This window comes from Bacteroides sp. 41_26 (genome assembly GCF_949740115.1).
Taxonomy (GTDB): Bacteria; Bacteroidota; Bacteroidia; order Bacteroidales; family Bacteroidaceae; genus Bacteroides; species Bacteroides nordii.
The window spans coordinates 67,873-93,003 of sequence record NZ_CATJGZ010000070.1 but is presented as its reverse complement, the minus strand read 5'-3'; the positions used below and the strand labels follow the sequence as shown (position 1 = coordinate 93,003).

15 protein-coding genes are annotated in these 25,131 nt (G+C 41.1%); 14 read left to right on the top strand and 1 reads right to left on the bottom strand.

What is annotated here, in order from left to right:
* Positions 1-30: 30 nt before the first annotated feature.
* A complete protein-coding gene (locus QX565_RS09975; RefSeq protein WP_289292677.1) occupies positions 31-2,331 on the bottom strand; it encodes a TonB-dependent receptor in 2,301 nt (766 codons plus the stop codon).
* Between the two features lie 484 nt (positions 2,332-2,815).
* Here QX565_RS09975 and QX565_RS09970 point away from each other — a divergent pair, with 484 nt between their 5' ends.
* From QX565_RS09970 to QX565_RS09905, 14 genes are all read left to right on the top strand, one after another.
* Positions 2,816-3,889 carry a LacI family DNA-binding transcriptional regulator gene (locus QX565_RS09970; RefSeq protein ID WP_221649422.1) on the top strand — a complete coding sequence of 358 codons (1,074 nt, stop codon included), beginning with the start codon at positions 2,816-2,818 and terminating at the stop codon, positions 3,887-3,889.
* A 19-nt stretch (positions 3,890-3,908) separates the two neighbouring features.
* Complete coding sequence (locus QX565_RS09965; protein ID WP_289292678.1) at positions 3,909-4,721, top strand: SDR family oxidoreductase; 813 nt, start codon at positions 3,909-3,911, stop codon at positions 4,719-4,721.
* 157 nt (positions 4,722-4,878) lie between these two features.
* Positions 4,879-6,048 carry a mannonate dehydratase gene (gene uxuA / locus QX565_RS09960; RefSeq protein WP_221649421.1) on the top strand — a complete coding sequence of 390 codons (1,170 nt, stop codon included), beginning with the start codon at positions 4,879-4,881 and terminating at the stop codon, positions 6,046-6,048.
* 352 nt (positions 6,049-6,400) lie between these two features.
* Positions 6,401-7,285, top strand: a complete 885-nt coding sequence (locus QX565_RS09955) for an AraC family transcriptional regulator (RefSeq protein WP_002561484.1) — start codon at positions 6,401-6,403, stop codon at positions 7,283-7,285.
* A 162-nt stretch (positions 7,286-7,447) separates the two neighbouring features.
* The gene (locus QX565_RS09950; protein WP_007486685.1) at positions 7,448-8,005 is read left to right on the top strand and encodes a glucose-6-phosphate isomerase family protein; all 558 of its coding nucleotides are present in this window, start codon (positions 7,448-7,450) and stop codon (positions 8,003-8,005) included.
* Positions 8,006-8,011: 6 nt separating this feature from the next.
* Positions 8,012-8,974: an ROK family protein gene (locus tag QX565_RS09945; protein ID WP_221649420.1), complete on the top strand. Its 963-nt coding sequence runs from the start codon at positions 8,012-8,014 to the stop codon at positions 8,972-8,974.
* Entirely contained in the window at positions 8,958-10,733 is a 1,776-nt protein-coding gene (locus QX565_RS09940) for a class I mannose-6-phosphate isomerase (RefSeq protein WP_289292679.1), read from the top strand. Before QX565_RS09945 ends, QX565_RS09940 begins: the two co-directional genes overlap by 17 nt.
* Positions 10,734-10,746: 13 nt before the next feature.
* A complete protein-coding gene (locus tag QX565_RS09935; protein WP_025867622.1) occupies positions 10,747-11,526 on the top strand; it encodes a glucose-6-phosphate isomerase family protein in 780 nt (259 codons plus the stop codon).
* A gap of 41 nt (positions 11,527-11,567) precedes the next feature.
* A complete protein-coding gene (locus QX565_RS09930; protein WP_289292680.1) occupies positions 11,568-12,998 on the top strand; it encodes a sugar porter family MFS transporter in 1,431 nt (476 codons plus the stop codon).
* Positions 12,999-13,201: 203 nt separating this feature from the next.
* Positions 13,202-16,321, top strand: a complete 3,120-nt coding sequence (locus QX565_RS09925; RefSeq protein WP_289292681.1) for a SusC/RagA family TonB-linked outer membrane protein — start codon at positions 13,202-13,204, stop codon at positions 16,319-16,321.
* A 12-nt stretch (positions 16,322-16,333) separates the two neighbouring features.
* Positions 16,334-17,866 carry a RagB/SusD family nutrient uptake outer membrane protein gene (locus QX565_RS09920; protein ID WP_025867619.1) on the top strand — a complete coding sequence of 511 codons (1,533 nt, stop codon included), beginning with the start codon at positions 16,334-16,336 and terminating at the stop codon, positions 17,864-17,866.
* Positions 17,867-17,883: 17 nt separating this feature from the next.
* Positions 17,884-21,072 carry an FG-GAP-like repeat-containing protein gene (locus QX565_RS09915; RefSeq protein WP_289292682.1) on the top strand — a complete coding sequence of 1,063 codons (3,189 nt, stop codon included), beginning with the start codon at positions 17,884-17,886 and terminating at the stop codon, positions 21,070-21,072.
* 53 nt (positions 21,073-21,125) lie between these two features.
* Positions 21,126-22,250 (top strand): T9SS type A sorting domain-containing protein, encoded by a 1,125-nt coding sequence (locus QX565_RS09910; protein ID WP_289292683.1) that lies wholly within the window; start codon positions 21,126-21,128, stop codon positions 22,248-22,250.
* A gap of 181 nt (positions 22,251-22,431) precedes the next feature.
* Positions 22,432-25,098, top strand: coding sequence for a carbohydrate-binding protein (locus QX565_RS09905; protein ID WP_289292684.1), 2,667 nt, complete (start codon positions 22,432-22,434; stop codon positions 25,096-25,098).
* Positions 25,099-25,131: the final 33 nt, after the last annotated feature.

Below are 25,131 nucleotides of genomic sequence, written 5' to 3'. Positions count from 1 at the left end.
ATATAATTTTGAACCATTACTTATTGTTTTTTAGTTTCCAAAATGTATGCGAACCTTTCCATAGAATGCACGTCCGGCTTTTTGAAGGCTGAAGTTATCATACAATTTCTCGTTCGTGAAGTTACGGCACTCAAACGATATATTATACCGGCCATTCTGAAGGCTATATGAGAGTGCCAGATTGTGTGAGAATTGATTGGGTACCACATAATCACCTTTATTTGAACCAAGATTGGATGAATAATAAGTGAAACTATGCAAATACTGATTGTCATAAGACATGGTCAGTGTATTGCCTTTCTTCCAGAGATTCCGCCAGTAGAAGGATACATCCGAATCGGCAAACATATAGGGTAGGTTGGGCATACGTTCACCATAGGCAAGATTGGCTGCGTTGCTGGAAATGGAGGTTTTCATGTTGTCACGTACATTCATTTGTGTGAAATTACCTCCTATACTCAACCATTTTCCGAACCCATAACGGGCGGAGATGTTATATCCTTTTGTCAATACTTTGCCATAGTTAATATAAGTAGCGGCATATTTCCCTCCACTCAGATCTGCAATATTACGTTGGATATAATCTTTTGTATTACGATATATCAACCCTCCGTCTACGTATACGGAATGCTTACCGAAAGTTTTATTATAACTCAGATTAAGGTTTAGGTTATCACTGCTCTCCGGTTTGATACCGATGTCTCCCATCTCCAGGTCTTCATCACCGAACATCTCTTCGATGGTGGGCAGACGGTAGGCTTTCTCATAAGATACCTTCACCTGTAAACCGGATAGAATGAAATAGGTACCTGCTGCTCCGTAACCCATGGAATTGATGCTACGGGTGGTACGTACATATTTATCTTGGTTGGTAGTCGTAGCTATCGGACCTGCCACAAACTGGTCGTAGTATTTACCAAATACGGAGAGATTCCATTTTTCAGATGGCATCAGGCGATAAGACAAACCGGAAATATTTTTACGGGTCTCTTTGGCAATGGCATCTTTTTGTTCTTCTTTGGCAAGCAGAGATGTATTAGAGCGATGGAAGGTATTTAACACATGATTGAAAGTCAGCATATGAGCCTTGCCGATACGATAATTAAGGGTTAAAGTACCGTTCCAGTTATTGTTATCCGCTTTTGAATACTGATTGGATTGTTCTCCCGGTGAATTCAGTAACTTCTTATCTCCATACCAGTTGTACTTATACGAAGCGGTATCCACATTCGTTGTCATATTTTTGTTGTAATTGGCCGTTAACACAACATCCAGACCTCTTGTAAACAGGTTACGCTTGTTGTACTCCAACGAGGGCATCAGCGAATGTCCTTTACGATGCTTCTGGCCATATACAATCTCCTGACGTACGCCTGTCTGGATATCTTTGTACATATTGGAGTAGGTAAAACCAAACATCAGCCGATCTGCCCATTTCTTGTCTACTACTCCGAGTTTACCGATAACGGCTTCATTATGATAGGTATCGTTGAAACGCTTCACACGCATCTTCTTATCTCTGTCAATTCTGCCGGTTTCGAAATCTTCTACAGGAGAATCCACATAGTAGTCGTTATCCGAATAGTTCTGGAAAGCATTGATTTCATAAGTAAATCCATTTTTGAAAGTCTGTCCGAAGTTGGCGTATGATTTGTGAGTATTGAACGATCCGTAAGAATAAGATGCATCCAGAAACCAACGCTGGCGTTTTTTGTTGGTGACAATATTAATGACACCACCAATGGCGTCAGTTCCAAAACCTACCGGTACTACCCCTTTATATACTTCGATGCGATCAGCAAAGTTCACGGGGATATTATTCAATCCAAAAGAGCTTCCCACACCCTCCTGAGGTACGCCATCAATAAATACCTTGACGTGTTTACCGCTGAAACCGTCAAGCATGAGTTGCATATCCGAACCTACACCACCCGATTCACGGAGTTTCATTCCCGGTGCTTTGGTTAGTGCGTCACTTAGATTCTTTGTGGTATTCTGAAGTTCTTTCGTATCTACTGCTACAGCATTAAATGCCGATCTTTTTATTCGGCTTACACCCGTAGAGGTCACTACTACTTCATCCAGTTCGGTAGTAGCCGGATTGATCATAATATTTAGTTTGTTTCTCTCATCTTGTGTCAGTTCTACTTTTTTCTCTACTGTTTCAAAACCCACAGCAGACACAACCAATGTATAATGACCGGCCGGAGCCTTTAAGTGATAAATGCCTTTTTCGTTGGTGGTACAGCCAAAGGTGGTACCTTTTAAATAGACGGTGGCAAAGTCAATGGTTTCTTTGGTTTCGGTAGATATAATTTTCCCTGACAACATTGCTCTCTGTTTTTGTGCAGAGACAGAAAACAGGCTGAGAGTTATTAAAAATAGGAGAACCAGTTTAAATCTTTTTGTTTTCAATGTGCTTTTATTATTATTTGTTTTTAAAACTTTGCAAAGGTCTTTATTATTTAGATTCTGCACAATCACTATGATTAGGTAATCTATGCATGGAAAATGTCGTGGATGTAATACGCTGCAATCACCATTAAGAGGTATATTACTTAAAATAGAATAAAACAGGTTGAAGAATAACGAACCAATATATCAACCGATTATACTATTATAGTTTAACGAAAGCTAAACTTAAGTTCTTTATATGTTTGACAACATATTCTTATTCGTTGATGTTGCTTTAATTTGCTGAATTATAGATATATAACTTTTTATATGCGCAACGTGTGTGCGCACACATTGTTGCTTATTCAGATTATTCATCTTACTTTTGCAGAAGAAAAATAGAGTTTAAGCTATTTATCCTATGAATAAAGAATCTTCAAATATTCGTATTATAGACATTGCCGAAATGGCAGGGGTATCCGTTGGTACGGTAGATCGGGTGATCCACAATCGTGGGCGTGTATCCGAAGAGAATGAGAAAAAAGTAAAGGCCATCCTTGAAAAGGCAAACTACCAGCCCAATCTGATGGCACGTTCTCTCGCTTCCAAGAAACAATATCATTTTATTGCTATCACTCCCTCTTTTGAGCCGGGAGAGTATTGGGAAGCCATTTCCGAAGGGATAGATAAAGCCGCTTCCGAGACGGAACTTTATAATATCAATGTAACCAAACTCTTTTTTAATCAGTACGATAATAATACCTTTGATGTGATTGTACGCAATCTCTTTGATGAAGAAGAGATAGATGGAGTACTGATTGCTACCTTATTTACCGATTCTGTGAGTCGCCTTTCCCGTATGCTCGATATCAGAAATATCCCTTATGTCTATGTGGATTCCAATATCGCGGGTGAGCACCAATTGGCCTATTTTGGTACAGAATCTTTTGATGCAGGATTTATTGCAGCCAAGCTACTGACGAGTCAGATTGGCAATCAACCGGACATTCTGATATCCCGGATCATTCATAATGGAAAGAATGATTCCAATCAGGGGAGGAACCGTAAAGAAGGCTTTTTACAATACCTGAACGAGAATGGATTTGGAGGAAAACTGCATGAGGTTGAGCTAAAGATTGCTAATTCTGAATATAATTTTGCAAAACTGGATAAGATATTTTGTGATAACCCCCGGATAGAAGGAGCTGTTATATTCAATTCAACCTGTTATATTTTAGGGAATTATCTCAAAGAAAGAGGGCTGAAAAATATAAAACTGGTGGGATACGACTTGATTGATAAAAACACAGAATTACTCTCCGAGGGAGTGATTACTGCTTTGATAGCCCAACGTCCCGAACAACAAGGATATAACGGCATTAAGTCTTTGTGTAATCATCTTGTGTTGAAACAAGACCCTGAAAAAGTAAATCTGATGCCGATAGATATTCTCATTAAAGAGAATCTGAAATATTATTTGAACAATAAATTATAACTTAATAAAACAGAGAATCATGAACGAATTATTTAGTGTAAAAGACAAAGTTGTTGTAATCACCGGTGGTGCCGGTATTTTAGGTAAAGGTATTGCCGCCTATCTGGCAAAAGAAGGTGCTAAGATTATAATTCTTGATCGTAGTGAAGAAGCTGGAAATGCACTTGTACAGGGCATTAAAGCCGATGGAGGGGATGCAATGTTCCTTTATACTGATGTGATGAATAAGGAAGTACTTGAAGGGAATAAAGCTGAAATTATGAAAGCTTACGGACGTATCGACGTATTGCTGAATGCTGCCGGAGGAAATATGCCGGGAGCTACCATTGCGCCGGATAAGACTTTCTTTGACCTTGAGATCGATGCTTTTAAAAAGGTGGTAGATCTGAACCTCTTCGGAACAGTTTTGCCTACGATGGTATTTGCCAGTATCATGGTTGATCAGAAGAAAGGTAGTATTGTAAACTTCTGTTCAGAATCGGCTCTTCGTCCGTTGACTCGCGTAGTAGGTTACGGAACGGCCAAAGCTGCTATCGCTAATTTTACTAAATATATGGCTGGTGAACTGGCTTTGAAATTTGGTGATGGTTTGCGCGTAAATGCAATTGCGCCGGGATTCTTCCTGACTGAACAGAATCGTACTCTGTTGACCAATCCCGATGGTTCTCTGACTGACCGTGCAAAGACTATCATTGCTCATACTCCGTTTGGTCGTTTTGGTGAACCGGAAGATTTGTACGGAACCATCCAGTATCTTATTAGTGATGCCTCCAAATTCGTAACCGGTACAGTAGCTGTTATTGATGGTGGCTTCGATGCTTTCTCAATTTAAATTAGAAGTTGGGAGTTAGTAGTTGGAAGTTGGAATGAGAGTAATCTCAATTGTAAATCGTAAATTGTCAAATCGTAAATAAATTAGTAGTTGGAAGTTGGAATGAGAGTAATCTCAATCGTAAATCGTAATTTGTCAAATCGTAAATAAAAATAGTATGTATTTATGTGAACAAACCTGGCGCTGGTATGGTCCTAATGACCCTGTGAGTCTGTGGGATATAAAGCAGGCTGGTGCCACCGGAATAGTGAATGCCCTTCATCACATCCCTAACGGAGAAGTGTGGACAGTAGAAGAAATCATGAAGCGCAAGCAGATGATTGAGGAAGTAGGTCTTACCTGGTCGGTAGTTGAAAGTGTACCTGTGCACGAACATATTAAGACCCAGACCGGTGATTACCTGAAATATATTGAGAATTATAAAGAAAGTATCCGTAATCTGGCCCAATGCGGTATTATGGTCGTTACTTACAACTTCATGCCTGTACTTGACTGGACACGTACTGATCTTGCCTATACAATGCCCGATGGTTCTAAAGCTCTTCGTTTTGAAAAGGCAGCTTTTGTAGCTTTTGACCTGTTCATCCTTAAACGCCCCAATGCTGAAAAGGATTATACGGATGAAGAGATAGCCAAGGCAAAAGTACGTTTCGAACAGATGAATGAGGACGATAAGAAACTTCTCGTTCGTAATATGATTGCCGGACTTCCGGGTTCAGAAGAAAGTTTCACCGTTGAGCAATTCCAGGAAGCTCTTGACAGATACAATGATATTGATGCGGAGAAACTTCGTTCCAACCTTATCTTCTTCCTGAAAGAGATAGCTCCGGTTGCCGATGAAGTGGGAGTGAAGCTGGTGATTCATCCGGATGATCCTCCTTATCCTATTTTAGGTTTACCCCGTATCATGAGTACGGAGGAGGATTTTGTTAAACTGATAGAAGCGGTTCCTAACGAATCAAATGGTCTTTGTCTATGTACTGGCTCTTTCGGTGTGCGTGCCGATAATGATCTTGCCGGAATAATGGAGCGTCAGGGTGATCGAGTAAACTTTGTTCATCTGCGTAGTACACAACGTGATGCTGAAGGTAATTTCTATGAAGCCAATCACCTGGAAGGAGACGTAGATATGTATAATGTGATGAAGAACCTGTTGAAGTTGCAGCAACGTCGCCAGTGCTCTATTGCCATGCGTCCTGACCATGGCCATCAGATGATTGATGATCTGAAGAAAAAGACGAATCCTGGATATTCATGCCTGGGACGTCTCCGTGGTCTGGCAGAGTTACGTGGTCTTGAGTTGGGTATTGCAAAGTCTATCTTTTAGTACTTCTTACATAAGTATATATGCCAAATGATGCATTTGAAATATATACTTTAAATAATGAATGAGATGTGTCTTCTTTAACACATCTCATTCTTTTTTTTGTTTGCTAAAGACTGTATTTATGCATTTATCGTCTATATTTGCTCCATCTATAGTTTTGAATTAAATAATAAGTAGCATTTCAAATTTAGTTCATACTATGACAGCGTTTTATTGAAACGCAAATGATCGCAGATTAAATGGCTGCGCTATACTTGAGCGATGATATTTTTTGCGTGAATCTGCGAGTTTCTGCGTTTCAATAATAATATCATATAATTTAGAACGATTACTTAGCCAATTGTGTATTACTATGAAACCACTTTATCAAGAACTTCCGTTTTCTGTGGAGAATTACATTAATTTTTATCGGGAAGATTTACCTTACTTTATTGTTCCGTGGCATTATCATCCCGAAATAGAGATTATGTGTATAGAACAAGGTAGTGGAACTCGTTTTGTGGGTGATCATATTGAGAGTTATGAAGTAGGGGATGTTTGTATTATTGGTCCTCAGCTGCCTCATGAGTGGAGAAACAATAAAGAGTTTTTTGGAGAAGAAACCGGATTGCGATCTGTATGTTTGTGTGTTTACTTCCGTAAAGAGCTATTTGAAGGAGTGATGATCAACTTGCCGGAATTTATGCATATCCGGAGTTTGATAGAACGTTCCCGACGGGGCATAAAGTTCACAGGAACGGCACGTGAGCGTATTGCCGATTTTATCCGTAATACTTTTGATTCAAATGGGGTAGTGAGGGTTACCAACCTGATCACTCTATTGGAAATGATGGCTAATACGGATGAGTATGAGTTGCTTGCTAGTGTTGGTTTTACCCAGTCAGTCAATTCTTCCGATTTTGAACGTTTTAATAAGATATACCAATATCTGGTGAAAAACTTTAATCAGCCGATAAAACTTGAAGATGTAGCCGGTTTAGTAGGACTTACCCCTACTGCTTTCTGCCGTTATTTTAAAGAACGGACAAAGAAAACTTTTGTACAATATCTGAATGATATGCGTATCGGGCATGCCAAGCGGCTCTTGATAGAAGGTAAGATGAAAATCTCTACCGTGAGTATGGAAGTGGGATTTAATAATCTATCCAACTTCATTGAGCAATTCAAAAAGACAGTTAATATGTTGCCCACTGAGTACCAGAAACAGTATGGTGTAAAAAACAAAAAGGCTATTTAACGCGTACTCTGTATTCTGGAATATTATCAATTAAAATCTATATACCTATATTAATGATAAGATAACATAATTATCGGGGAAAATAGGAGACAGGACGCCTGTGTCTATCACCTACCTTTGTTCCCATCGAATTACATGTGGAATCTTAAAATATAGGTGATTATGGAAAATAAAAAAATTATCTTTCCTGAACTGTTCTTTACCGATAAGAATTTAGTTGGACGTGATGTTTGTAAAATTTCCCGGAATTTATCTGATTTAAAAGGCATCTTTGCCGATGTGGAAGCTTTTGAGAAAATGCCTCAGGACAAGCTTGCCTACGAAGTCAGTAGTTTTTTACCCGAAAAGGAAGGGACTCCGGGAGGATTGTATTTCGGTATTACTTATTTGTATCCGGGAAAAGTCGGCAATGAGTATATGATGACGAAAGGACATTATCATGCGAGTATCGACCGGGCAGAATTTTATTGGGGCTTAGAGGGAGAAGGAATGCTTATTCTCATGGACGAACAACGCAATGTATGGGCAGAGCGGGTGTTTCCCGGCAGTTTGCATTATATTCCGGGAGGAGTGGCCCACCGGATGGCAAATGTAGGAAGTTCTCTTTTTTCATTTGCAGCTTGTTGGCCTTCGGATGCGGGACACAATTATGCCGAAATTGCCGAGAAAGGATTTTCCGCAAGGCTGATTGAAGTAAATGGTATTCCTCATTTAATCTGATTTGCGATGTTTTGTATAGCAATAGATTTAGGAGGGACGATTATTAAAATCGGTTTGGTAAAAGGAGATGAGATACTTGAATTCAGTTCATTTCCTGCCATAACTGGTAGTCTGGATAGTAATCTCCCTGCTATGGGAGGAGTAATAAACAGACTGCTGAACAAATGGAAAGTGCCGAAAGAAGAGCTCTCAGGTATTGGTCTCGCATTTCCGGGTATGGTAAATCCGAAGGAAAAGAGAGTAACTTCTACCAATGATAAATACGATGATGCTTGTGACATAGATCTGCCTTCCTGGGTTGACAGGAATTGGGGAACCTCATTTATTATCGATAATGATGCTCGTCTGGCACTTGCCGGAGAATGGTACATGGGGGCCGGGAAAAATAGCCGGAATATGGTAATGATGACTATCGGGACAGGTATTGGTACCGGAGTTGTTTTAGATGGACGGATTATTAAAGGGACTCACTATCAGGCTGGTTCATTGGGAGGACACATCGTTGTGGATTATCGGGGACGACGTTGTACCTGTGGTAATATTGGTTGTGTAGAAGCAATGGCTTCTTCTTTCTTTCTGCCGGAAATAATTCGTACCCATCCCAAAATCAGCAGTGAATATAAAGCAAAAGCTTCTTCTTATGATTTTAAGACCTTGTTTGACCTGATGAGACGGGGAGAGCCGGAAGCTACTCTGTTGTGTAAAGATTGTATGGATGTATGGGCGGCAGCCATCATCAATTATATTCATGCTTATGATCCTGAAATCGTTGTGATTGGTGGTGGCATTATGCGTAGTGCGGATATCATACTACCTTATCTCAAAGAACGGATTAATCGTCTGGTGTGGGCTCCGGAAAATAAAGTGGAAATAACAACTTCTTTATTAGGAGATAATGCAGCCCTTTTGGGAATTTCATGTACGTTGTCAACAATAAAAAAAGAAAAATGCTATGAACAGATATTTTAATGATAAATCTAATTATGATAAATATCCGGTGGTAAATGTACCGGGTATGGAAGAAGAATGCCGGGTGGGTTGGGAAGCTATTTCCGATTGTTTGAATAAAGACTTGTCGCAAATAGATAAAAAAGTAAAGATCGTAGTTCTGGAATGTTATCAGGGAGTGTTGGATGATGAGGTAGTAACGGCTTTACAGTCCTTTTTTTCTTCTTCTCACTGGTTCTTTTCGCAGGATGCTATGTTGTCACCGGAAAGGATAAATGCTCTTTTAAAACAGGATATTACAGACGATGAAATATTCGGTTATATGACTCGTCAGACAATGGATTGTTATTTTGACGAAGAGAAGTTGAAAGATGTCCGTTCGGAGATTGCTGCCGTTACCGAAGGTATTGTTTTTGTCTATGGAGTTGGAGCTGCTTATGTACAGCCGACATCCGACTTATTGGTTTATGCCGATATGGCCCGTTGGGAAATACAGATGCGTTTCCGTCGTAATGAAGTATCCAACGTTGGTGTTGAAAACAAAGAAGAACGTGCTTCTTTACAGTATAAACGTGCTTTTTTTGTTGATTGGCGTATCTGCGACCGGTTTAAGAAGAAATTGATGAAGAGATGGGATTACGTGCTCGATACGAATATAGCTGGTACTCCTAAGATGGCGACAGCAAAGGCAGTATGGAACGGATTGGAAAAAGCATCCCGTACGCCGTTTCGGGTAGTTCCTTTTTTTGATCCGGGACCTTGGGGTGGACAATGGATGAAAGAGGTGTGTGACCTGGACCGCGATGTTCCTAATTTTGCCTGGTGCTTTGATTGTGTTCCTGAAGAAAACAGCCTTTATTTCAGTTTTGGAGATGTTCGTTTTGAAATACCGTCTATTGATCTTGTTTTTGCTTATCCGGCACGTTTGCTGGGCAATCCGGTATATGGACGTTTTGGCGATGAATTCCCTATCCGCTTTGACTTTCTTGATACGATGGGAGGGGGAAATCTGAGTTTACAGGTACATCCTCTGACACAATATATACAAGAGAAATTTGGTATGCACTACACACAAGATGAGAGTTACTATATGCTGGATACCGCAGAAAATGCTACTGTCTATCTGGGTGTGAAAGAAGGCATTGATCCGCAAGAGATGATTAATGCTCTTAATGAGGCACAGGAGAGCGGACATTTTGATGCGGAGAAATATGTGGGTAATTACCCTGTTAAGAAGCACGATCATTTGTTGATACCGGCAGGTACGATACATTGTTCCGGAACAAACGGGATGGTACTTGAAATTAGTGCAACCCCTTATATTTTTACTTTCAAACTCTGGGATTGGGGACGTTTAGGATTGGATGGTCGTCCACGTCCTATCAATATAAAGCATGGTCAGGAAGTTATTCAGTGGAACCGTACAGAATCCTGGGTTAAAAAAGAAATATTCAATCGGATAGAACGAATCGCTGAAGGGGAAGGCTGGAAAGAAGAGCGAACCGGGTTGCATGAGAATGAGTTTATTGAAACCCGCCGGCATTGGTTTACGGTTCCTGTTTTGCATCGGACAGATGGTAGTGTGAATGTGCTTAATCTGGTGGAAGGAAGAGAAGCTATTGTAGAAAGTCCGACAGGAAAATTTGAGCCTTTTGTGGTTCATTATGCTGAGACTTTTATAGTTCCCGAATCTGTGAAGGAGTATACGATCCGTCCTTACGGAGAATCTGAAGGAAAGCAATGTGCTACTATTAAAGCTTTTGTCAAACATAATCCTTAATCTGCTTTTTGATATGATTTTTAATCCGGGTTTTAATATAGAACCTACAACGAACCCCATGGGGTTCGTTTATGGGGCCGATGTTTTTGGTCCTCAGGTAGAGAATCGTTTGTTGAAAGACATTCGCAAAAGTTTATCCGATCCTGATTGTGAGGGTCCGGAAGTAGTGTATGCCATTGCTATGGATGTTGGTAAAAAGATCCATGCAGAGTTATTGAAAGAGAGACATCTTCTTTATGGAGTAGTGACCTATGCAGCCGGAAAATTAGGCAAAGAACCGATACGTAGCCAGGGGCACATTCATTGGGTTTCAAAGTTCAGTCATTGGTCTACTCCGGAAGTTTATGAGATATGGTCGGGTGAAGCTATTATTTATATGCAGGAGTTTGCAGAAGACAATCCCGGACGTTGCTTTGCCGTTTATGCCCATCCCGGTGATGTTGTGATTGTACCTCCATACTGGGCACATGCCACTATTAGTGCCAATCCGGATAAACCATTGACGTTCGGTGCCTGGTGTGATCGTGATTATGGTTTTGAATATGATGGAGTCCGTAAGCATAAAGGCATCGCCTGGTTTCCCGTTTTCAACGATAAAAATGAGATAGAGTGGCAGGCAAATCCATTGTATGATAAGTCGGAGCTGATATGTAAATCTCCTGCCGGTTATTCAGAGCTGGGTATTGTAAAAGGTGAAGCAATCTATACAACTTTTGAAAAGAACCCGGATACATTTTTATATGTTCCCCGTCCGGAACTGAAAAAAGAAGTATGGGAGAATTATGAACCTTAATAAAGCAGAGAAACATTAATAAATAACCCAATTTAACTACCATGAAAACAGAGTATAATAGTAAGCTTATTTATGTCATAGCAGTAGTTGCTGCTACAGGTGGACTATTGTTTGGATTTGATACCGGAGTGATATCAGGAGCCATTCCTTTTTTCCAGAAAGATTTTGGAATCGATAATAGTATGATTGAAATAATTACGGCTTCCGGATTGTGTGGTGCTATTTTAGGAGCACTCTTTTGTGGAAAGATTACAGATACGCTCGGACGTAAAAAAGTAATATTGGTATCCGCTGTCATTTTTGCCATTGGTGCTTTATGGTCCGGATTTGCTCCCGATGTTTATCATCTGATTGCTTCACGTTTATTTCTGGGTATAGCTATCGGAGTTTCTTCTTTTGCCGTACCTCTTTATATTGCAGAAATTTCTCCTGCAAAAAAACGGGGAGCTTTGGTTTCGATGTTTCAATTGATGGTTACGATAGGAGTATTGGTTTCTTATCTTTCCGATTTATTTTTTGCCGATGAAAGTCAGATAGATTGTTGGCGGCCGATGTTTTACGTCGGGGTTATCCCGGCTATTGTTTTGTTTGTAGGTATGCTATATATGCCCGAAACTCCGCGATGGCTGATGAGTCGTGGAAGAGAATCGGAAGGATTGGCCGTTCTGTCACGTATCGAGAGTCCGGAATCGAGAGACGAGGCATTTGAAGCAATTAAGAGAGAAGTAGTCAAAAGTCGCGAGGAGAAAGCCGGGTATCGTGAATTGTTTAAACCCTGGTTACGCAACGCTGTGATCATTTGTATTGGCATTATGTTTTTTCAACAGTTTGTGGGAATTAATACAGTCATCTATTATAGCCCTAAAATATTTCTTATGGCTGGGTTTGACGGTACGGTTTCTGCTATCTGGGCTTCTGTGGGAGTGGGAGCCGTCAATCTGCTTTTTACCATCGTTTCTGTATATTTTGTAGATCGGTTGGGAAGGCGCAAACTTTTTTTCACTGGTCTGACAGGAATCACGGTTTCTCTGATTTTATTAGGTATTTGTTTCGCTTTCTCCGCTTCGTTAGGCGATGCGGGTAAATGGTTGTCCGTCACATTGGTCTTTTTCTATGTGGCTTTTTTCGCTATCAGCATTGGTCCGTTGGGGTGGCTTATCATTTCCGAAGTATTTCCTCAGAAACTCAGAGGGCTGGGTTCCTCCATCGGTTCTTTGTCCGTATGGTTTTTTAATAGTATTGTATCTTTTACTTTTTTCAAAATTGTGCATGCTTTCACTATCAGTGGCACCGAGATATATGTGGAAGGTGAGAATCTGGGAAATCCGGCCGGTGCATTCTGGTTTTATGCAGTAGTGGCTTTAGCAGCTTTGATATGGGGATACTTCTATGTTCCGGAAACCAAAGGAATCTCTTTGGAAAAGATCGAGGAGTATTGGCGCAAAGGTGGCAAACCACGCTTTCTGAAATAGAAAAACCGAACGAAATATTGGAATAATACCAATAAACAGACCTTGAAATGATTATTATGGTAAGATATCATAATTATCAGCTAAAATGGCGGAAAGAAGGTATGTTGCTTATCCGTACTTTTACATTCGTCATTCGATGCTAACCAAAACTCTTTTATTGATCGGGATATAAATAGACTATAATAAATGAAAACACAATGAATATGAAAACAGAGTATCTATGTAAGAGTCGTATGAAGCATATTTTGCTTATAGGGACTGCAATGTTTCTTATTTCTCCCATTACCCTTTATGCCGGTGTTACAGTAGACCTGAATACAAATACTGAAACCGGAATTATGAATGTGGCACAGCAACAACAGACTGTAAAAGGTATTGTAAAAGGGCCGGACGGATTGCCCGTTATTGCTGCCAATATCTCCCAGAAGGGAACTAATAATGCTACCATTACCGATTTGTATGGTAACTTTACACTGAATATTACAGGACAACACCCTGTTCTGGTTATTTCGTATATAGGATATGTCACTACGGAAGTAAATGTGTCAGGAAGGGCTTTTATTGAAGTAGTGTTACAGGAAGATGTCGAAGCATTGGATGAGGTAGTGGTAGTAGGATACGGAACCATGCGTAAGAAAGACGTTACGGGAGCCGTATCTTCAGTCCGGACAGAGGATATTACTAAGAATGCTACTTCTAATGTGATGCAAGCCATTGCAGGAAAGATGTCGGGGGTACAGGTTGTACAAAATTCCGGAACTCCGGGAGGTGATGTCTCTATTCTTATACGTGGAGTTGGTACCATAAATGATGCATCTCCTTTGTATGTTATCGATGGGGTGCCTGTCAGCGGCGGTATGTGGTATCTGAATCCTAATGATGTAGAATCTATCGATGTTTTGAAAGATGCTTCGGCTACGGCTATTTACGGTTCCCGGGGAGCCAACGGCGTAGTGATGGTTACTACTAAACAAGCACAGGAAGGGCATACGGAAATTAATTTTGATTATAGTTACGGCATACAACATACGGCAAAAACATATGACATGCTGAATGCATCACAATATGCCGCTTTACATAACGAAATGCGTACTAATGCCGGACCTGAATATTCTTTAAATCCGGCTTTCTCCGATCCGGAATCGTTAGGAACGGGTACCGACTGGATGGATGCCATTTTCCGTACTGCACCCATGCAAAAGGTGAATCTTTCCATGTTAGGTGGAAATCAGAAGATAAGCCATGCTACCTCATTGGGCTATTATACGCAGGATGGTATTATGAAGAATTCGTCTTATAATCGTTTGAGTCTGCAATCGAATATATCCTCTAAAATTGTATCAAATGTAACGGTAAGAGCAAACGTAAACCTGAGTGCGGAGAATCGTCGTACTCAACCGGTCAGCACAGTTATTCAAAATGCAATGCGTATTTTACCTTCTATTCCGATTCAGGATGAAAATGGTGAATATGCCGGTCCTACCGGTAATGCAGAATGGAATGGAAATGCACTAAATCCGGTGGCTATTATCAATGAGCAAAATTATCGGATGAAAGGATTCCGTATGTTATCCAATATTTCTCTTGAGTGGGAAATTATAAAAGGACTGAAGTTCAAAACCACAGGTGGAGCTGAGTTAGGGTATGATTATAATAATTCGTATATTCCTAAGTACAAATGGGGAATGAATGAATCGAAGAATACCATGCAAACTGTTTCTTCTGCTTATGAACAGTTGTATTTGTGGGATAATACTTTGAATTATGATAAGTCTTTCGGGAAACACCGGATAAATGCCATGGTAGGTACTTCTTATCAGGAATATAAAAAAGAGAGTGTATCTGCTTCTGGTTCCGGGCGTGCCAGCGAACTGACTACGGAACTGGATAATGCAACTAAAGCGACCGATGTAGGAGGTAATTCATTGCGCTGGGCGTTGATGTCGTACATGGCACGTTTACATTATTCGTATGATGACCGTTATTTAGTGACAGCAACTTTCCGGGCAGACGGTTCGTCGAAATTCGGTAAAGACAATCGCTTTGGTTACTTTCCCTCCTTTGCTGCCGCATGGAATATAGGCAACGAATCTTTTATGCAATCTGTGAAGCCCATCTCTCAACTGAAACTCAGAGCCGGTTACGGACAGACAGGTAATCAGAATATCGGTGCTTATGCTTTTGCCGATAAGCTGAGCGTGAACGGAGTTTACAATTTTGGTTCTCAACGTGGTTTCGAATCAAATCTGGTAAATTTGATATATCCTTATCTTTTATCCAACCCGTCAGTAAAATGGGAAGCTGTAGAACAGTATAATGTGGGTGTTGACATTGGTTTCTTAAAGAACCGTATTGTTGCAAATCTTGATTTTTACGTGAAAAACACACGTGATATGTTAACCAAAAAACCGGTTCCTCAAACAAGTGGTACTTCCTTGGAACAGGCAGATTGGCCACCGGTAAATATAGGTAAGGTACTGAATCGGGGTTTTGAATTTACCATCAATACAAAGAACTTTGTAGGAGAGTTTAAGTGGGAGACCAATCTTAATATGAGCTTCAACCATAATGAAGTTGTCTCTATTGGCGGTCCTGAAATTTTGAACGGTGTAAGCCTTATTCGGGAAGGACAACCTATAAACTCTTTCTATGGCTACAAACTGGGAGGAGTATACCAGACACTTGATGAAGTGTTCACCGGGCCTGTAATGGAAAATCGTGCAGCGGACAAAGCGTCTCACAACCCTTATAAAAACACCTCTCCCGGTGATATGTGGTTTGTTGATGTGGATGGAAACGGTGAAATTAATGATCTGGACCGTACGGTTATCGGTAATCCGTCTCCGGATTGTATTTTTGGTTTCAATAACACGTTCAGTTATAAAAACTTTGATTTGAGTATTTTCTTTCAGGGTGCTTTGGGCAATCAGGTTTGGAATGGTGTGAGAGCCAGCCATGAGAGTATGAACAGTACCTATAACCAACTGGCATCTACTTTAGAGAGATGGACGGGTGAGGGAACCAGCAGTTCTATGCCACGTGCCATATATGCCGACCCGAATAATAACTCACGAGCTTCTACCCGTTGGCTGGAAAATGGTTCTTATGCAAAGCTCAAAAATCTGACATTCGGTTATACGCTTCCGGAAAACTGGACAAACAGGGCAAAAGTAAAAGCGTTACGCCTTTATGTTAGCTTCGATAATCTCTGTACTATAACCAACTATTCAGGATTGGATCCGGAAGTCGGATTAAGTGGACTGGACTATGGAGTTTATCCTTCCGCCCGTACCTATATGTTTGGTGTATCCGTTAAATTCTAATATGATAAAGCCATGAAAAAGTATATTTATATATTCGCCTTTTTAGGACTGTCACTCTGTAGTCAGAGTTGTATGGATAAGCTGGAAATATTACCCAGTGACCAGATTATTACCGATAATTTCTTCGAGAAAGGTACGGCAGAAGAAATAGAAAGTGGAGTCAACTCCATGTACCAGCGTCTGCAAAGTTCGTATATGTACAATCTCCGTATGTGGACACTGGATATTGTGGCCGGAGAGGGTAGTGTAGGCAATGAAGCGGGAGGCAATGGGTTGGAAACTACCCAACTTGCCAATTTTATAACTACCAGTGATAACTCTGGTGCAAAAGAATTATGGCGGGGCCCTTGGGCAGGCATCAGTCGTACGAACTGGATTTTGAATAACATAGATGATGCTGTCCATGTAAGTCCGGATAAGATTACTCAATATAAGGGAGAAGCACATTTCCTTCGTGCTCTGTATTATTTCAATCTGGTACGTTTGTTTGGAGATGTTCCGCTGATTAAGACTCAGCAGACAGCAGGAGACGACTTACAGGTTCATCGTACACCCAAAGAAAAGGTTTATGAACTGATTATACAGGATTTGAAAGATGCTTCTACCATGCTGCCTGTGCAATATGAACAATCTTCCGACATTGGTCGTGCTACCAAAGGTGCTTCTTTAGGATTATTGGCAAAGGTTTATCTTACGCTGAAAAGATATGATGATACCATTCAGGCCATCGAAGAATTGAATGCTTTGAATGTGTATTCATTAAACAGAAGGTACGATTGGAACTTTGATTATTTGCGTGAGAATGGCCCCGAAAGCTTGTTTGAGGTACAGTACGAAAAAGATATAACTACCTATTCCGAATTTGACATACTTGGACAGGGAGCTTGGCACAATGACTATATGGCTCCTTTGGCTCCGGTAGCCATTGGTGGCAGATGGGGAAACTTTGGCTGGTTTGCCGTTTACCCGGAATTTGTGAATTCATATGAAGCCGGAGATTTGCGTAAGGTAGTATCTGTCTGGTGTCAGGGCGACCAGTATAAAGGATGGGCCTATAACCCTTCGGTTTCTCAAACCGGACATAATGTGAAGAAATTCTTGTGTGAAGATATTGGGCAGGACCGTGCAATGGATAGTCCTTTGAACTTTCCCGTATTGCGTTATGCCGATGTGTTGCTGATGTATGCCGAAGCTTTGAATGAAACCGGGCATACCGAAGAGGCATGTGCTCCTGCTGCTTCTTATGAAGAAGGAGGGCCGTTGAATCGTGTTCGTGTCAGGGCGGGATTACCTAATGTTACTACCGAAGACCAGGCAGAGTTGCGTGAAATCATTCGTCACGAGCGTCGTATGGAATTGGCTTTTGAAGGCGGTCACCGTTGGTTCGATTTGATTCGTTATGATGAAAACGGAGAGTATGCAAAGAATTTCTTTCATAGTATAGGCAAAACCAATTTCACTACTCCCAAACATCTGTTATTGCCTGTTCCAATGGATGATATTGATGCTAACCCCAATTTGAGACCGAATAATCCCGGATATTAATTTAAATCAGAAAAAGTATGAAAAAGAAATTTCTATTGTTAGTTGCCTTTGGGGCTCTGGCTTCCTGGATGAATGCACACGACGATTTGATTTACAGGACACAATCGGGATGGAGTTATGATATCGGCAATCAGTCTCATATTACTCAAACGGTGGATGCTGCTTTTATAGGGGGAGCTTGTGTGGGCGATTATAATGGCGATGGGTTGGTGGATATTTGTGAGGTAGAGATTAGCGGTGAAAATATAAAATGGGTATGGAAAATAAATGATGGTAAAAAAGATTGGATAACAAGCCCTTCGGTAAGTTTTGGTATCAGTGCTACCGATAAGTACGTGACTGGTGACTTTAATGGTGATGGAAAGACTGATATTGCCGTTATGCGTTCCGGAGCCGGAGGACTGGCCACCTGGTATATCGACTTTTCCCCTTGTGAGGGGAATGTCGATGCCAGAGGTCAATTCGGATTACCCGGAGATATCCCTTTATCGGGTGATTTTAACGGTGATGGGGTAGATGATCTTGCTGTTTATCGTCCTTCTACGGGAACCTGGTATGTTGCGTTCTCTTCTTTGACCGGTTATCCTGAATTCGATATGCCTTTGGCTATTAACGGAGTAGTGTTCGGTACGACAGAAGATATTCCTTTTACCGGTGATTTTAATGGCGACGGCTATACCGATATGGCTCTTTATCGTCCTTCTACCGGACAGGTTCTTATTAATTATTGGTCGGCAGACAAGCCTCGTTATGAACATTATGCCGATTCAAAAGGGTATGGTACTGTCGATGGTACTGTAATGGTACCGCTAACGGGTGTTCTTGCTGTCATGTCTGCTGATATGGATAATTCGCGTCCTGCGGCTTTGCCTTTGGCTACCTTTGAAGAAACGGGCCGGGAGGTGAATCTCCGTCACGGGTGGACCTGTATTTTTGATAATTCCTTGAATGTGGATAAATGGGCTCATAATCTGGAAGCTGTAGGAATTAATACATTGGAGTATCATCCCTGGATGAGAGCTCACGAAGAGATTGCTCCTCAAACGGAAACGTGGAACACCTATGTAGGAGACGATCGCCTTTGGACAAGCAAAGAGACAATGAAAAAGAAAATAGAGAAATTCCGCAGTATCGGAGGACGTTCTGTTTGCTATACCGGTATATATGCCGCCACTCCGGCTTTCGCTCATAATTATCCCGATTGGGCTATGCGGAATGTAGCTGACCGCAGTTTCATTACTTATGGCAACTCTTATCTTTACTTGATGTCTACCAACGAATCAGTCGATGCCTCCTATACAATAGGAGGGGAGACTTTTAAAAATTTCAATGATTATTTTGTATCTCAGGCTGTAAAGGCGCAGAAGGAGTATAACTGGGACGGATATCGTTGGGATTGGTATGGACTACCTGAGAACTATGTTTGTGACGGAACTTCTGCAGCTTGCAACTTTTCATCCGAAATGGCTCCATTGGTTAATCGTTTGGATTTGGCAGTGAAAGAGGTACGTGCAGATGTCACTACTACGGCTTTGCAACTGCCTTCTACAAGTGGAAATATTCCCCATTATACTACGGGAGCCGTAGCCAACCATCAGTTTATGGAGCTTTGGCCTTTTGGTACGGGAACCAAATATACAGACCTCTACCGTGATATTTATGAAGCAAAATCACGCTATCCGGATAAGCCTGTATTTGCCAATTTTTATCCGCCTGCTGAGATGAATTTAACGACTGGCTGGCCCAAACAGAATATCGATTATCAATTTGCTACCTGCCTTTCTGCCGGTGGTTATCCGGCTGCACAGGTCGTAGACGGAGTGGCAAGCTTTACAGATCCCGTACCTTTCCATGCTGTAAATTATCCGGTGGAAGTACTCGAACGGATAGCCAGCTGGAATAAGTTTACAGAAGCTTACGGAGCCTATCTGTATTATTCCAATCATGCCTATGTGATTGCCGATTATAATTATTCGGATTTATCATTGAGTAATGCCACCGGTATCTATGCCAAGTTAAAGAGACGCTGGGACAAACGAACTCGCCGGATGGATGCTTTGATTGTCGATTTGGTAAATTATGGTTCTACAGTAGATTTACGCTGGGATGCAGTTAATGCAGTCCCTCAGACAAAAACAGTAGAGGTATCTTTTACACTGCCGGACAATGTGACTCCGACAGACCTTTACTGCATTACTTTGGAAGAAAGCCGGAAAGTGGATTATACCCTGGAAGGTACTAAAATACGGGTGTCACTTCCTTCATTGGATACATTTGCCACCTTGGTACTGAATCTGAATAATACGGTTGGAATACCGCAGGAACCCGGAAAAGAGGCTGCTACATTTGATCTGTTTCCTTTCCAATACGATGCCAAAGGAGAAACCCTACGCTCCGGAAAAGTCAGTGCTATTACAGTTCTTGATGATCAGGAACCTCTCATCGTATCCAATGATTATAACGGTAATGTATCTCATGCCGATGGGATAACGGATGCATTTACAGGTGAGAGAGCATTGCAGGTAACTCCGGGAATGATTCGTTTCACCACCACTTCGGATGGTGCCATACGTGTACCTATTGATCAATTCAACCGCTTTAAAATAGCGATTCGTTCTCACAACACCACGGCTTGTTGGTTTGGTTTCCGTCTGATAAAACCGTCTGCCAGTTCTCCTGTATGGGAAACGAAAGACATATTCTATCGGGTAGGATATTCTCAACCGGGATTGGCTTACCTTACATTGACACCCGTAAAGCCCAAAGATGGTGAATGGGTGGAATATGAAAGGAATATCCAGCAAGACCTCATCGGATTGTGGGGAGAAGACTGGGCGGACGCTATCGTAATATCTGTTTTCATGGGACCGGTAGACAGGAATAGTGCCGACTATGATAATTTGATTTTCATGTCTGACGGGTATACAGGAATTGATTCTCTTAAAAAAAAAGATGAAATAAAAATCTGTTTTACTGACGAAGGTTCTCTGATGATTGTATCTGGTGGAATGCAACAGGAACATCTTTACGAAATCCGGTTAATGGATATGGGAGGCCGTATCTGTTACGAAGACAGACTCCGGTTTAATAACGGAATACTCTCTTGCAGCATTCCTCCATTGCCGAAGGGTGCTTATCTGCTGACTATTAATGATACTGAAGAGAAGAGTCTTAACTCTTTATATTCTTCAGTTGTATTTCGGTAAAGTTTTAAATAAATGTCGATGAATTACTATTGTATAATTTAAATTTAATGGTTATGAAAAAGTTAATACTTGCAACTCTGGCCTGTTTGATGGCTGTTTTTATGTATGCTCAAAAATCCGATGGTATCGTGTATTGGTCTTACGGGGCAGGTTATCAGTTCGATTTCGATTTGGATGGAAAGATTGACCTTACGGTTCCTACGCAGACTAAAGATTTGCAGATATCCGAAGTCTTTGTATATGATGCCAACGGTGACGGTTATTTTGATTTATGCGAGGTAGACCGTTCCTGTTCGGTAGACCAGCTTATTCATTGGAGATTCTATTATAACGATGGAAATAATAATTTTATTGATCCGCAGGATGTTGTGTATGGAATGGCAGTAGGCGATAAAGCACTCTCGGCAGATTTCAACGGTGACGGTGTGGGTGATGTTGCTATTCGCCGTGACAATGAGTACGGACTTTGGTGGCTTATGCATTTTATAGCAATGGCTCCGGATGTAAATCTTGCTTTTGGCATTACGGAAAGCGATTATTTGTTGGCTGGAGATATGAATAATGATGGACAGGCAGATGTTGTTTTATATGATAAAGGAAATTGGCTATGCTCTTTTACTCCTTCTGCTACAGAATATAAAACTCCGGATTTTGCAAATCAGGATATTGCGAATATGCAGTTTGGAACTAAAAATGACATTCCTTTACTGTTGGATTTTAATGGTGACGGATATGATGATATGGCAATCTGTTCGGTGAACGACGAAGAAGTAAATGTTAACCTTCGTAATCCGGCTACTAAACCAGAGAATAACGGATATAGTAAAAGTGGTCGTGGTTCTTTTGATGAAACCTTTTTTATGCCTGCCGGGATTAAGCCGACCTGTGTACGTGGTGTAAAACTTGGTAAGGGAAGTGGGACAGGCGTAAGCACGGAAAAGCAGGAAGAGGCTGTATCTGTTTATCCTGTAATCGTTGAAAAAGATGCTTCGTTTGCCGTAAAGACGAATTCTGATAATAATCGGATCTCTGTTTATAACGTGACCGGACAACTGGTTAGAACGATTGTTGCAGGTCCTACCACAGACATACCAGTGGATGGTTGGAGCAGCGGACATTATTTCGTTCGTGTAGAATGCGGAAATAATGTGGTTACTAAAAAATTGATTATAAAATAATTCCTTTAAGTACTGTATCCTCATTAAATGAACATTTTATTAAAACGCAAATGATCGCAGATTTTCGCAAATTAGAAGGTTTGCTGTACTTGAGGGACGATATTTTTTGCGTGAATTTGCGATAATCTGCGTTTCAATGATAGGTTGTCATAGTATGAATTAAATTTGAAGTACTACTTATATGAAATTACATTTATGTTTTAGTCTGATTGTATTATTGTCTTTGGTTTCCTGCCGTAATGATAGAGTTTATTCCGAGTGGAGCTTACAGAATCGTGATACCGGAGAGTACTTAGGCGAGAAAGAGGGAACTTTTTGTTTCGCTGCCGAGCCCTCAGGAGATGATTTCCTTTGGATTATTGAAAGTACTCCCGGAGAAGAGTTTCTGATCAAGAATAAGAAAAGCGGGAAATACCTGCAGTTTGACGGAGAAGAGGTTGTGTGCGTAACTTCTGATGGTAAGGGACAAGAAAATCTGAAATGGAAATATGGTGGATTTGATTTCTTGACTCAGAAGAATTGCGGTTGGTATACACTTGAGAACAAGGCTACTTCACGGGATTTACATCTGATGCGTCGGGGAGATGGAATCGCAATGGGAGCTTCCGATCGTGTAAAAGACTTTAAGTCACATTGGAATATTGTACGTGAAAAAGGTACAGACCTTTCTTTTATGATAACTCCGGAGGAAGTGATTGATGCTTCTTTCCTTGGGACAAGAGAAGCTGTTGCTATTTCTGATACGGAAATAGAGTCGAATTATCATGGAGAAAATCGTTGGAAGTTACAAAAAGATATTTCTACATTTCCTCGGTTTACAGCTGAAAACAACCGTATGTTGGTAGCCCTTTATAATATGGCCCTGGAAGAGATGCAGCTTGATATCCGCACGGACAGTACGTTTATGGCAGGCGCTTTATGGCCCGATACATGGACACGTGATGCTGTGTACAGTATCTATTTCTCTTATGCCTGGATACTGCCGGAGGTCTCGCGTAAGACATTAGAAAAACAGACTTTACAAAATCCGAAAGAAGCACTTCAGGATACAGGTAGTGGCGGATCCTGGCCTATTTCTACCGATCGTGTCGTGTGGGCAATGGCCGCCTGGGAATATTATTTGTACACAGGTGATAAGAGCTGGTTGGAATCTGTATACGATGGTCTGAAATACACGGCGTTGAAAGACATCCATGTGGCATTTGATGCCAATGTTGGCTTGTTTAAAGGAGAAACCTGTTCGATGGACTGGCGTACACATACCTATCCCAACTGGTTTATAAATTCTGTGATTGCTGATTCTTTTTCCAGTGGAACTAATGCATTACATAAATTCTTTTATCAATTTCTTGGAACTGCAGGGCGTATTATTCAGAAACCGGCAGAAGAGATTGCTATGTGGGAGAAATATTCCGGTCTTTTGAAGGAGAATATAAATAAGCACTTTTGGGATGAAAAACAAGGATGCTATACTTGCTATCTTTATCCGGAATACCTGGGTTACAGGCCGACTCAAAGAGTAGGGGTGATGTCCAATGGTCTGGCAGCTGTATTGGATATAGCGACTACCGGACAGAGTATACAAATGGTAGAGAACTTTCCGCTTTATCCTTATGGAGCTGCCGTACTATATCCGAGCATTCCGGATGACTTTTCTTATCACAACAAGAGTGTATGGCCGGTCTGGGAAACCCCTTATATGTATGCCGCCCGTGATGTGAAAAATACGAAAGTAGTGGAACATATGATAAAATCATTGGTCCGTGCCGGTGCATTATTTTTGACTCACAAAGAGAATATGACCTATGATACGGGTTATGATTGCGGTACGGCATTGAATTCTTCCCGTCAGTTGTGGTCGGTGGCATCTTATATCAGTATGGTTTACCGTGTATTGTTTGGCATGACCATGGAAGAAGAAGGGATTACTTTTACTCCGGTAGTACCCGATCTTGTGGCCGGTAAAATTTCATTGGAGAACTTCCGTTATCGGGATGCAGTACTGAATATCAATATTACCGGAAAAGGGAATACAGTCAAAAAAATTACAGTGAACGGACAAGACCAAAAATTACCTTATCTGTTGCCTGCTACGGCACAAGGAGACTATACAATTGATATTGTGATGACAGCAACACACGCGAGTGATAAAATGAATCTGGTTCAGCCGGGACCTCGTGAGGATTGGTCACCGATGGAACCTGTACTGGAACAGAAAGGACAGATTATTAACTGTCCGGTAGAATCCGGCTTGCGTTATTTCTTGTGTGGCACAAAGATAGAAGATAAAGAAATAACGTTCCCATATGATCTTAGCCGGGAATCTGCCGGCTTTTATTCTGTGTATTCGGTGGACAAACGAGGTTTTAAGTCCGACTGTTCCAATCCGGTGATTAAAACTGACTGGCGGGAAATTTTTGAAGCGGAAGATGCTGTATCGAAGGGAACGTTCAGTAATGTTCATTCCGGCTATTCCGGGAAGGGATTTGTAGTGGACTTATATACTAAACCGGCAGATGTGGCCTTTACAATTGATGTTCCTGCTGATGGTGATTATGCTCTTGTCCTTTCCGGCGCTAACGGGCACGGTCCGGATGGAAGCTACTGTACCATCCGTTCTGTCTTTGTCGATAATGTTGATTCCGGGACATTTATTCTGGAAGCTACAGGTGATTGGAACAAATGGACGAGGTCAAATTATATATTGAAGAATTTGAAAGCCGGACGTCATGTGGTCAGTTTGCGACTCAATCCGGAAGGAAAAGGATTTGATTCTAATATGTCTCATGGCAGGGAAGATGCCAATGATTGCAATCTGGATTACCTGGAGATAAGTCGGATACAGTGACATTGTAATGTCTTCCTGTATGACGTACATGCG